This window comes from Novosphingobium sp. KA1 (genome assembly GCF_017309955.1).
Classification (GTDB): Bacteria; Pseudomonadota; Alphaproteobacteria; order Sphingomonadales; family Sphingomonadaceae; genus Novosphingobium.
The window spans coordinates 677699-689963 of sequence record NZ_CP021247.1 but is presented as its reverse complement, the minus strand read 5'-3'; the positions used below and the strand labels follow the sequence as shown (position 1 = coordinate 689963).

The 12265-nt window shown below is 62.0% G+C and carries 9 protein-coding genes; 6 read left to right on the top strand and 3 right to left on the bottom strand.

From position 1 onward, the window contains the following. Positions 1–646: 646 nt before the first annotated feature. From CA833_RS03440 to CA833_RS03430, 3 genes are all read left to right on the top strand, one after another. Positions 647–1462: a response regulator gene (locus CA833_RS03440; protein WP_305082435.1), complete on the top strand. Its 816-nt coding sequence runs from the start codon at positions 647–649 to the stop codon at positions 1460–1462. 133 nt (positions 1463–1595) lie between these two features. After that, the gene (locus tag CA833_RS03435) at positions 1596–2564 is read left to right on the top strand and encodes an intradiol ring-cleavage dioxygenase (RefSeq protein WP_242526247.1); all 969 of its coding nucleotides are present in this window, start codon (positions 1596–1598) and stop codon (positions 2562–2564) included. A 48-nt stretch (positions 2565–2612) separates the two neighbouring features. Next, complete coding sequence (locus tag CA833_RS03430; RefSeq protein ID WP_207079254.1) at positions 2613–5747, top strand: autotransporter domain-containing protein; 3135 nt, start codon at positions 2613–2615, stop codon at positions 5745–5747. 221 nt (positions 5748–5968) lie between these two features. On the opposite strand, the gene galE is transcribed toward CA833_RS03430, so the two are convergent. Then, positions 5969–6979 (bottom strand): UDP-glucose 4-epimerase GalE, encoded by a 1011-nt coding sequence (gene galE / locus CA833_RS03425; protein WP_207079252.1) that lies wholly within the window; start codon positions 6977–6979, stop codon positions 5969–5971. Between the two features lie 278 nt (positions 6980–7257). On the opposite strand from galE, the gene CA833_RS03420 reads away from it, so the two are divergent. Then, the gene (locus tag CA833_RS03420) at positions 7258–8265 is read left to right on the top strand and encodes an NAD-dependent epimerase/dehydratase family protein (RefSeq protein WP_255535864.1); all 1008 of its coding nucleotides are present in this window, start codon (positions 7258–7260) and stop codon (positions 8263–8265) included. A 159-nt stretch (positions 8266–8424) separates the two neighbouring features. On the opposite strand, the gene CA833_RS03415 is transcribed toward CA833_RS03420, so the two are convergent. Then, positions 8425–9132 carry a polysaccharide biosynthesis/export family protein gene (locus CA833_RS03415; RefSeq protein WP_185928673.1) on the bottom strand — a complete coding sequence of 236 codons (708 nt, stop codon included), beginning with the start codon at positions 9130–9132 and terminating at the stop codon, positions 8425–8427. Between the two features lie 148 nt (positions 9133–9280). Then, entirely contained in the window at positions 9281–10240 is a 960-nt protein-coding gene (locus CA833_RS03410) for a M48 family metallopeptidase (RefSeq protein ID WP_207079251.1), read from the bottom strand. 62 nt (positions 10241–10302) lie between these two features. Between CA833_RS03410 and CA833_RS03405 the strand changes: the two genes are divergently transcribed. Both CA833_RS03405 and CA833_RS03400 read left to right on the top strand, forming a co-directional pair. After that, positions 10303–10566 (top strand): hypothetical protein, encoded by a 264-nt coding sequence (locus CA833_RS03405; RefSeq protein ID WP_207079250.1) that lies wholly within the window; start codon positions 10303–10305, stop codon positions 10564–10566. A gap of 354 nt (positions 10567–10920) precedes the next feature. Further along, positions 10921–12252: an O-antigen ligase gene (locus CA833_RS03400; RefSeq protein WP_207079249.1), complete on the top strand. Its 1332-nt coding sequence runs from the start codon at positions 10921–10923 to the stop codon at positions 12250–12252. The last annotated feature ends 13 nt before the right edge of the window (positions 12253–12265 follow it).

The following is a 12265-nucleotide window of genomic DNA, read 5'->3' as shown; positions in this document are numbered from 1 at the left end:
GCGATGCAAGTTGCGGAGCGGGCTCGAAAGAGAGGGACACGTCCCTTTCGAACCCGCTCCGCGTCCCCGCCCAGCGGCATGAAGCCGCGTGGCGGAGACGGTCACCCCGGGTCCATTCCAGCAATCGTGTCCCCTGATCCGAGGCTGGAAGGCAATACTGTTCGCTCCGGTCCGATCGGCAGGCGTGCGGACCAAGGCTGGTTTGCGGAGGCGCGTAGCACTGTGATGTTACATTTCGCGGACCGTCCACCGTGCTTCCCCCATGCAGCAATGAAGATGAACCGAGCGTGTGCGATATGGCTCGGAAAAATCCGGGACCACCGACGGGCAGGGCGGGTGCGACTACGTGACCTGCGGCGTCGGTGGCCCCGGCACCGTCCGGCGCCTTGGCGGTAGCGTGACGGACGGCGTTGCCGGTTGCCCAAAAGGCAGGCTGGTGGCGTTCGGGCGCGGCGGGGGATGCCGGTAACCCGAGGCCGCCTGCCCCGTGGGTCGAGACCTGGCGAACTGGATAGTTCATGGGAGGCTAGGTCGCCGCTGGAGTTTGCCCGGCGATTTCGCTGTGGTTGCAGTCATGTTGCAGGATGTTGCAATTTGCCGATCCGACTGAAATGTGGCTGGAACACGGGGTTTCTATTGGGGTGCAATGATCCTAGAACAACCCTCGATGGACCTGCAGACCCGCATTCTCATCGTTGATGACGATGAAGGCATTCGTTCGCTGATCGGCGAGTTTCTCGGCAAGCATGGATATGCAACCGAAACGGCGGCCGATCCCGAAGCCATGCGCGCCTTGCTGGCGCAGGAGCGCTTTGACCTGATCGTGCTCGACGTGATGATGCCGCGCGAGGATGGACTGACCGCCTTGCGCCAGCTCGGGCCTGATGCGCCGCCTGTTATCATGCTTTCGGCGGTGGGCAGCGATGTGGATCGTATCGTCGGGCTCGAGATGGGCGCGGACGACTACCTTGCCAAGCCCTGCAATCCCAGGGAGCTTCTTGCGCGCATTCGCACCGTGCTGCGCCGCCGTGCCCCGGTTCAGGGGGCGTCGGCTCCCGTGCTCACGATCGTGTCCGACCGCAGCGAATTTGTCCCGGTCGCCGAAGACGTGAATTCCGGAGAAGTCCTGCGGTTCGCCGGCTGGCGCATGGATCTGGGCCTGCGCCTGCTGTTTGATCCGACCGGCAAGCTCATTTCCCTTTCCGATGGCGAATTCCGCCTGCTGCGGGCGTTTGCCGAGCATCCGCGCCGGGTTCTGACCCGTGATCAATTGCTCGACTGGTCGCGCGGCGAGGACAGCGAGCTTTACGACCGGGCGATCGATGTCCAGCTCTCGCGCCTGCGCCGCAAGCTCTCCGATGGCGACGGCGGCGGCGACATCATTCGCACCGTGCGCAACGAAGGGTATCTGTTCGTCCCTTCCGTGATTCCTGCTGTCGTGCCCGGAGGGAATGCGCAGTAGACCGAAATATTTGGTTATACTGTTGAAATTCTTGTGAAATCTTGCCGCAAAGGCCGGCTTCCAGTCCTGCTCCCGAGTGTCCCGTGGCCCGACCCAATCCGGTCGGGGCGGTGCGAACGCGAGGGAGATTGTCTTGGCGCATCACGGAGAGGGGCCGGAAGGCCGGGAGCAGGGCGTTGACGATCATGACCGCGGACTGGTTCACGATCTCGGCGTAATTCGCGAAAGGCTGATGGGGCGGCGGCGCGCGCTGGCGTTCCTGGCCAGTGCCGGTACGGCAGTGACGGTGGCGGCCTGCGGCGGCGACGATTCATCGGGTTCGAGCTCCGGTTCTTCGAGCTCCACTTCGTCGACCACGTCGACATCCTCGTCCTCAGGCTCCACCACCGGCAGTTCGACGACCAGCACTTCGTCGACCTCTGGCGATACCTCGTCCTCCTGCGTCGCCGACGCTTCCGAAACCAATGGACCCTATCCGGCCGACGGCACCAACTCTTCGAGCGGCTCGACCTCGAACGTCCTGACGGTCAGCGGTGTCGAGCGCTCTGACATCCGCTCCAGCTTCATCAATTCGACCACGACGGCCACCGGCGTCCAGCTCGACATCACGCTGCAGCTGGTCGACGTCAACAACGGCTGTTCGGCCATCGAAGGGGCGGCCATCTACATCTGGCACTGCGATGCCTATGGCCGCTATTCGCTCTATTCGAGCGGCATAACCACCGAAAGCTACCTTCGCGGGGTGCAGGTCACCGACAGCGAGGGCAAGGTCACGTTCACGACGATCTACCCCGGGTGCTACTCGGGCCGCTGGCCGCACATTCACTTCGAGGTCTTCACAGATGGTCTTGCCAGCACCAGCACCGGCCGGACTGCGAGCCTGATCTCGCAGCTGGCGATGCCGGCTGCGGTCAACACCGCGATCTATTCGGGCGACACACGCTACACCTCGAGCATCGCCAACTACAACGCGATCTCGCTCTCGTCCGATAACGTGTTCGGCGACAACACCTCGGCGCAGTTGGCCCAGATGACCCCGAGCCTCACCGGAAGCGTATCGGCCGGATACACCGGCAGTGCGCTGATCGGCATCGCCACCTGACCGGTCCCCGGCGTTCGATTTTCTCCAAGAAAGAGTGCGATTAACATTATGAATTCGCTTCATTCATCGACCAGCCTGGGGGCGCTGGTGCTGGCTCTCGTCACCAGCCCGACCCTTGCCGCCACCACTGTCAAGACCGACACGACCACGGCGCAAGTGACCTCTACCGCAGGCGACGTCACCGTCACCGACGCCGGCACGATCACGCTGTCCAGCGGTAATGCCATCACCGTCGACAGCAACAATGCCGTGGACGTCGAAGGCGGGCTCGCGCTGGGTGGCGCGGACGGTGCGACCGGCATCGCCGTCAATGCCGGCACCACCTCGACCGTGACGGTGGGCGAGGATGCGACCATCGCCGTCAAGGAAGACTTCGTTCCGGACGACGACAACAGCGACGGTTACGCGGACGGCGCCATTGCATCGGCAAGCAACCGTTACGGCATTCATGTGCTTTCGGGGGCGACCACCAGCGGCTCCATCAGCAATGCCGGGGTGATCACGGTCGAAGGGTTGAACTCGGGCGGCATCGTGGTCGATTCGGACTATGTCGGCAACATCACCAATACCGGGACCATCAAGGTGCTCGGTGACAATTCGGTCGGCATCTCGACGCAGGCGGTCGACGGCGACATAACCCTCGACGGTACCGTCACCGTGGTGGGGGCAGGAGCGCAGGACCTGGTCGTCAATGGCGATGTTTCGGGCTCGGTGATCATCGAGGGCGCCGTTTCCCAGGCCACGTCCTTCACCGATGACGACGGCGACACCCTCGTGCTTTCCCGCGCCGCGCTGCGAACGGGCGCGGCAGCGGTGGAGATCAACGGCAACGTGGATGGCGGCATCTACGTGACGGCGCCCGATCCCGACGATGATGACGATGACACCGGCACCGGTTCGATCACGTCCTACGGAACTTCGCCGGCGATCCAGATCGGCGGAACCAGCGATATCACGATCGGCGGGGTTTCCAGCAATTCGGGCACGTATTCGCTGGCGATCGACGGGACCGTAAGCGCCAATTCGTACTATTCCAAGACGAATGCCTACGGGGTGGTGATCGGCGGCCAGGGGGGCAACGTCACTTTCACCGACGGCATCGGCGTGACCGGTACCCTGAGCGCCACCACCTACGATTCGGAAGCCACCGCGCTGCTCATCAACGAGGGCAGTTCGGTCACCAGCCTGTACAACTCGGGCACGATCGCGGCGGTGATCTCCTCCCCGGGCGAAGGTGTCGCGACCGCGATCCGCGACTTGTCCGGCACGCTGACGACGATCAACAACACCGGCTACATTTCGGCCACCGGTTCGAGCACCGACACGCTGACCGCGATCGACCTGTCAGCCAACACCACCGGCGTAACGGTCAACCAGTACCTCAACGACGACGACGCCGAGACCAGTGCGGAGTATCTCGAGGACAACGACACCGATACCGACCCGACGGTCTACGCCAGCATCAAGGGCAACATTCTCCTGGGCTCGGGTAACGATACGCTGAGCGCATCGACCGGCACCATCATCGGCGACACCTACTTCGGTGCAGGCGACGATACTTTCTCGCTCTCGGGCAATGCGGCCTATACCGGTGACCTCTACTTCGGCACCGGAACGGCGACGGCTTCGCTCGCGGGGACGTCCACGTTCACCGGCAACATGGACTTTGCCGGCGAGACCGGCACGCTGACGCTTTCGGATTCGTCGGTCTATTCGGGCACCTTCTCGGATGCCGACAACCTTGCCGTGACCGTCAACAGCGGCGCCAAGCTGACGGCCAACGATACCGATACCAGCAGCTTCGGTACGCTGACGGTGGCGTCCGGCGGATCGCTCGGCGTCTATGTGGAGGACGGCAAGAGCTCGCTCTTCACCGTGACCAATGCAACGCTGGAAGATGGCGCCAAGGTCACCGCGACGGTGTCCGATCTCGGCACCGCCGAGGGAACCTACACGGTCCTCACCGCCGACAACCTCAACGTGGAAGGCTCGCTCGATTCGACCGACACCGACCTGCCGTTCATCTACAACGGCGATGTCACGAGCGATGCCAACAACATCTACCTGACCATCGAGCGCAAGACGACCGACGAACTCGGCCTGACCAAGAGCGAGGCGTCAGGCTGGAACGCCATCTACCAGACGGCCCAGAACGACGACGAGATCACCGAGAGCCTGTTGCAGGTCGAGGATTCGGCGACTCTGCAGAAGCAGGTTTCGGCGCTGCTGCCCGACCATGCGGGTGGCATCTTCGATGCGGTCACCACTGCCGACCGTCTTGTCGCACGCCACCTTTCCGACGAGACGACGATGTTCGATATCTCGGACGTCGGCGGCTGGCTGGAGCCGCTCTACTGGCGCAACAGCAAGGATGCGGGCAGCACCGCTGGCTACAAGAGCAGCGGCTGGGGCATCTCGGCCGGGTTCGAGCGGCACCTCGATATCGGTTACGTGGGCGTGTCCTATGCCTGGCTTCAGGGCAATGTGAAGGACAACGGCGGCAGCGGAAATCTCGATGTCGGCCAGCACGACTTTGGCGTGTTCTGGCGCACCGCCTCGGGCCCGCTGATGGCCTGGGCCCGTCTGGGGGCCTCGCGCATCTCGATCGATTCGACGCGCACCTATACTGGCACCATCGACGATACCGATTTCACGTATGATGCCGATGGCAAGTGGAACGGCTGGCTGCTCTCCGGCCTCGCCGGGGCTTCGTACAAGTTCCAGATGTCGCGCCGCCTGTTCCTCAAGCCCAAGCTGGAACTGGAGCAGTACTGGCTGAAGGAAAACGGCTACAGCGAAACCGCCGACAGCGATGCCATGGCGCTGACCGTCGCGAGCCGGACCAGCAAGGAGACCACTGTCACGCCGACGCTGACCGCCTCGTACTCGCTGGGTTCGATCTCGCCCGACTGGCACCCGCTGACCTTCCAGTTCGAGGCTGGACGCCGCGAGATCTTGGCCGGCAACCTCGGCAGCACGACCGCCTATTTCAACGGCGGCGACAGCTACGATGCGGGCGAGAGCTTCACGATCACGCCGGAAAGCCTCAAGGGCGCGTGGATCGGTGAAGCCGCGGTGCTGGCGGGCGGCTACGACTTCACGTGGAAGATCGCGGCCCGGACCGAACAGTCGAGCACCAACACGTCCTATTCGCTGCGCGCCTCGCTCAGTGTCGCGTTCTGATGAATTCCAAGCTGCCGTGATGCTGACGCATCAGCAGCTTGGTACGCTCAGGCGCCGCGCGGGTTTAACCAACCTGCGATGAGCTCAAGCTCCACGCAGCTTGGTATAGATCCCTCTGGCGGCATGGCGCCGCCGGAGGGTGCGATGGAACGAAAACAAAAGCGCGTGGTCGGACTTGGGTCCGGCCACGCGCTTTTGTTCATTCGCTGAGGCGGGCCGTTTCAGGCGGGCTCTGCGCGAATCTCGCTCAACTTGCGTTCCCAGGCGAGGGCATGCTCGACGATGGTTGGCAGGTCGGCGTAGCGCGGCTGCCAGGGCAGGGTGGCCTTGATCCGGCTGTTGTCCGAGATCAGTGCATCGGGATCGCCGGCGCGGCGCCCTTCGATGCGGCGCTCGATCTGGAGGTTGGTGACGCGGTCCACCGCGTCGAGCACGTCAAGCACGGAGAAGCCGCGGCCGTAGCCGCAATTCATCGTCAGTGACCGGGTGGGCTCGGCGATCAGGGCCTCAAGCGCCAGCACGTGCGCGGCGGCAAGGTCGGAGACATGGATGTAGTCACGCACGCCGGTTCCGTCGGGCGTGTCGAAATCGGTGCCGAACACCGAGACATGGCTGCGCTTGCCCAGCGCGGCCTCGACGGCGACCTTGATGAGATGCGTGGCGCCGGCGGTGGACTGGCCGGTGCGCGCCTGCGGATCGGCGCCGGCCACGTTGAAGTAGCGCAGTGCGCAGAAGTTGAGCGGATGGGCGCGGGAGACATCGCCCAGCATGATTTCGGTCATCAGCTTGGACATGCCGTAGGGATTGATCGGAAGCTTTGGACTGTCCTCTTGCACCGGCGAGACTTCGGGTATGCCATAGGTTGCCGCGGTCGAGCTGAAGATGAAATGCGGCACCCCGGCCTTGACTGCCGCTTCGATCAGGCTGCGGCTCTTGGCCGTATTGTTGTAATAATATTTCAGCGGGTTCTCGACCGATTCCGGGACAACGACCGAGCCCGCGAAATGCATGATCGCCTGGATTCCCTGTTCCGCGAATATGCGTGCAAGCAGCGCGCTGTCCTCGATATCGCCTTCATAGAGCGCGACACCTTCGGGCACGGCGAAGCGGAAGCCGGTGACCAGATTGTCGATGACGGTGACCGGCCAGCCGGCGTCCTTGAGTGCGAGCACCGCGTGGCTGCCGATATAGCCGGCGCCACCGGTGACGAGGACGGGAAGCTTGCTGCTCATATTTCTCCGTTCGTTCCTGTCGGCATCTTGCGGCCGATGTCCGCGCGCCGGTTTCCACGAGTACCGATCATTGCGGTATGGCAACGTGCTGCGCCGCGTCAAATACTTCAAGCCTGCGCCAATAGCCATGAAATCGTAATGTTTATTCACGACTGGCGGCTTCTATTTCTGCCGTCGCATGCCGCAATCGCGTATCGAAGTCGCATGGTCTTGCTGCCCCGAGGCGCTTGGCGCAAAAGCGATCGGCCTGCGACTGAACCTGACCGGAGTATTCGAGTTTGTCCCACTATCCGACGATCGTGACCGGCGCCGCGGGTTTTATCGGGGCGGCGGTCGCCGACGCCCTGATGGCGCGGGGAATCCCGGTGATCGGCATCGATTCGATGAACGATTACTATGCGGTCTCGCTCAAGGAAGCGCGGCGCGACCGGTTGCACGCCCGTCACGGTAACCTGTTCACGTTCCTCCCGCTCGATTTTGCCGACATGGACCCGCTGGCGAGGGCGCTTGAGCCGCATCGCTTCGACCGGATCGTTCATCTCGGCGCGCAGGCGGGCGTGCGCTACTCGCTGGAAAACCCGCAGGCCTACGTGGCCTCCAACCTGGCCGGCCACGTCAACATGCTGGAGATCGCCCGCGCCCGAAAGGTCGAGCACATGGTCTATGCCAGTTCGAGTTCGGTTTACGGTGGCAATGAAAAGCTGCCCTTTGCGGTCGAGGACCGGGTCGATCATCCGGTTTCGCTCTATGCGGCCACCAAGAAGGCCGATGAACTGATGAGCGAGACATATGCTCACCTGTTCCGTATCCCCTTGACGGGGCTTCGCTTCTTTACGGTCTACGGCCCCTGGGGGCGGCCCGACATGGCGCTTTGGAAGTTTACCGAGCGCATGCTGTCCGCGCGTCCGATCGAGGTCTTCAACAACGGCGAGATGTATCGGGACTTCACCTATATCGATGACATCGTGGCCGGGGTTTTGGCGTGTCTCGACCGGCCTCCCGTCGATGACGGAGCGCCCAAGGCTGGCGGCAGCGTCAAGCCGCATGCGCTTTACAACATCGGCAACAACCGCAGCGAGCATCTGATGCGGCTGATCGAAGTGCTGGAGGAGGCCTGCGGCGTGAAGGCCGTGCTTGATCTGCTGCCGATGCAGCCGGGCGACGTTCATGCCACGTTTGCGGACATTGCCGCGCTCACGCACGACACTGGCTATGTGCCGTCCACGCCCATCGAAATCGGAGTGCCGCGGTTCGTCGAGTGGTATCGCGATTACGCGGGCATCTGAAGGACGAGCGCCTGCTGGCACAATAGGGCGCCGCCCGGGTAGGGGAGGCGGAACCGTTGATCCGAACGCATCGGATCAACGGTCTCACGTCTTCGGATCAACGGCCTCAGGACTGTGGCCTTTCGCGCTGTCCGAAGCAGAAGGTGATCGCACCTGGATTTAGTTGCGGCTGATGACCGCAAAGGCGTTGAACACTGGCGCGGCCTTCAGGAAGTCCTGCCACAGGCCCTTGATGACGGAGTTGCCGATCATCACGACGTCGCCATCCAGAATGACGGGATCGGGCGCGACGCCGGTGCGGATGTCCTTGAGGTTGAAGCGTGCGGCCATGCGCTGGCCGTTGATCGTGCGGAAAATCACCACTTCGTCGAGCTTGGCCGTGACCAGCGGACTTTCTGCTCGCGCGATCGCCGAAAGCAATGTGGCATTCTTCGACAGTTCATAGACGCCTGGCTTGTTGACCTCGCCTTCCACCGAGACGTAGCGCAGTGCCAGTTCATCGACCGAAACGGCGACTTGCGGATCGCGCATGTACTTGCGGCGCAGTCGCTCGGTGATGTCGTTGGCGACTTCGGGCGCGCTTCGCCCGGCTGCCTTGATTTCCCCGGCCACGGGCACGTGGATGAAGCCGGCATCATCGACCAGGGCCTTTTCGACCGAAAGATCGGGTTCGCCGACAACACGCACTTGCAGGGTATCGGCCGGCACGATGCTGTAAGTGCTCGGTTGGCTGACCGTTGGGGGAATGACCTCGTAGGCTGCCGCGCCCCGGGGGAGGTTCGGATTGTGCGTTGTTGACGTGCAGCCTGACATGAATGTGCCGGCGAGCAGCACGGCGAGGCCGAGGGACTTAGGTGAACTGTGCACTTTCGGGTGTCTCCATGACCGTAAGCGGATTTTCGGAACCGGGCAGCCACGGTGTGCCCGGTTGATAAAGATGTGAGGGAGCGTCCAATTCGGCTTCCGAACTTGTCGGATACCCTGACTAGACATCTTGCCGAGGGCTGCCAAGCTGTCAGCGCCCGTTACCGGCGACCTGTCCGACAAGTCCGACGGTCGGAGGACAGGGGCCGTTCAGGGCATACTCGCGCATCAATTTTACTCGTGATTTCGGCGATCGATGACTGGGGGATCGGAACAGGCGCAGCCAGTCCTGGGCATTGTAGCGCAACCAGAATTCGACCCCGCGGGCAGGGGCATAGCCCGCGCAGCGGGCCAGTCCGGCGCCGAGCAGGTCGGCACGATCTTCCATGCGGCGGCGGTCGTTCAGTCCCCTTGCGTCAGCATCCTGATTGACGACGTGTCCCAATTCATGCCCGGCAACGAGGGCCAATTCGTCGTCGTTTTGCGAAAATTCGATCAGGCTACTGGAAATAGCAACATTTTTGCTGTCGCTGAAGGCATCTATGCCCTTGTTTGTCTTTATCAGGAAGCGGGCGCTGCAGATCGGGATGGGGTGCACCGTGGCTTCGCGTTCCTGACCGCCGCGGCGCAGGCGCAGATGAATTGCGCGACCGGGCGGTGTCGCCCCGAGACGTTCTTCCAGGGCGTCGGAAAACAAAGATGGATTCTGCGTATCCGCGAAAAGCGAATCTGTGGACGCGCCGTCGATGGCTAGCAGATCGTCACCGACGCGCAGGCCGGCCATATCCGCCGGGCTGCCGCTCGCGATGGCGGCAATCTGCGGTGAATCGGTCATTCCGAGCAATTGCGCGACGGCGACCTGATCGCTTTTTTGATAAGCGCCGATATGGTCGAGAGTGAGGCCGATTCCCGACATTGTAGAGTGACATAGCGGGGCTGCCGCAAGGTCGAGGCGAAAGCCGATATCGGCGATTCGAGCCATCTGCTCGCGCAACGTGACGGGCCACGGATGGGCCTCGGCGGCTTCGGCGACCGGTGCGACGAAGAGCGCCAAGAATGCGACCAAACTCGCCGGGGTCTTGAATAATGTCGGTATTATATTGCGTTGCATTGTGCGCTGCGGTATAGGAATAAGTGCTATTAGTCTATAGTACGTAACGTCATGGAGGTTTCATGAAGCTCAAGAATGTCATGCCGGTGGTGGCTGCTGCCGGTCTCCTTTTTGCCCCGATCGCCGCGCAGGCCGGTACCGCTGCTTCGGCTGCGCTGCCCAAGGCTGCAACCCTTTCGGGCGTTGGCGTGCGTAGCTCGGCTCCGGTTCAGGCCAAGCAGAAGGCTGCTCCGGGCGTGTTCGTTCTCGGCGCGATTGCTCTGGGTCTCGCGACCTGGGGTGTCGTCGAGGCGACCAAGAGCGACAACAAGTCGAACGGCGCCTGATCGCTTCGACTTTCTGAAAGGTCCTGCCCCCGATTTTTCGAGGGCAGGGCTTTTTACATGACGCCTTTGGATTCGTTCAGCGAATCATGTGTTTTATTATTCTGACGTGCATGCGGGTCTTGCCCGGTTGCTTCATCGGTTTAGTAAGATTTTTTCCTTCGCGTGTTGATGAGACATCAGGTCGGAACCGTCATGGTTGCGATTCCGACCTGATCTCCCTGATCTGCCGATTTTTCCAACTTTCGAGGTGAAGCTCTGTCCGGGTCACCAATTGTTAGTGGGAGGCAAAACCGTCCTGCAGTCGGGCACGTTCCGGGCTTGGCGGGGGCGTTGTCGCAAGCGCAGGGGCGTCGCGTGGCGCAGGCCATGGCGCTTGTCCTGGTAGGCGTCATCTTTGGCGGCGGCGGCGGCGGTGCAGGCCTTTACAATCTCCTTGTCCAGCTTGCGGCCATCGCGTTGATCGCGGTGAATGCATCGGCTTTTGCCGATTTTCTGCGCAGTTCGCCGCGGTATTTTGTGGTGCTGGTGGTCGCGACCTTGCTTCTGCCGTTGTTGCAGATCGTACCGCTGCCGCCGTCGATCTGGCGGGCGCTGCCTGGCCGCGAGATGGTGGAGCAGTCGCTTACACTGATCGGGCGCCAGGACGAATGGTTCCCGTTCTCGCTCGACATGCGTAGGACGGCCGTGGCGTTCCTGGCGATGCTGCCGCCGCTGGCGATTCTCATACTCGCGCGTGACTCCTCGGCGCAGCACCGCCGCCAGTTTCTAGTATTGATCGCTATGGCTGGTGCGCTCAGTGTGCTGATTGGATTGCCACAACTGGCTACGGGGAACCGGATGTTCGTTTTCTTTGCGGAGGCTTACGGTTCGCAGGAGTTGCAGGGCACGTTTGCAAACCATAATACCGCCGCCTTGTTCCTCGACATCGCTCTGGTGGCTCTGATTTGCGCGCTGCCGGAGGTCCGGATGCGGCCGAGCCTTGTGCTTTCGGTTGGGGGTTGCGGCTTGTTGCTTCTGATCGGTCTGTTTCTCACCCGTTCGCGATCGGGTATGCTGATCGGGGTGGTGCCATTCGTTTGCCTGTTGGTGCGGATTTATTTTGTCATGGCGCATCGCGTCGGCCGAAAGCGCTTCGGGATGGCCATGCTGTTGAGTTGTCTAGGTTTAGGCTGTGTAGTGTGGGGGGGCGCGCAAGTCGATCGTGTCCAGCAGAGCTTTGCGCGTTTCGAGAACCTCAACGACGAGCGTCCAGCGATTTGGAGCGATACGCGGTCGGCAATCCGTCGCTATTGGCCCGTTGGTAGTGGGGTGGGGACCTTTGATGAGGTTTTTCAGGTTGACGAATCGCTGGAAAATCTTGCGCCTCATCGTGCTGGACGTGCCCATAATGATTATCTGGAACTGACGCTGGAATCGGGGGTCTTCGGTATCGCGCTGCTGATTGGATGGTTGGCAGTAATCGTTTCGGCGATGTTGCGGGCCGTTAGCAGTCGTGGCATCATCGATTTGGCACCAGGGGCTGTTTTCGTGATGCTCTTTATGCAGTCGGTTCTGGATTATCCGCTTCGCAGTCAGGCGATCCTGTGCGTGGCTGGATTGATGTTGGCCATGATCATCCGCCCTGTCAATTCTGGGCCGACGACGGTTCGTTCGCGGCGGCGCACAGAAGTTGTTGGGTTCTTGTGAGAAGAATGTAGTT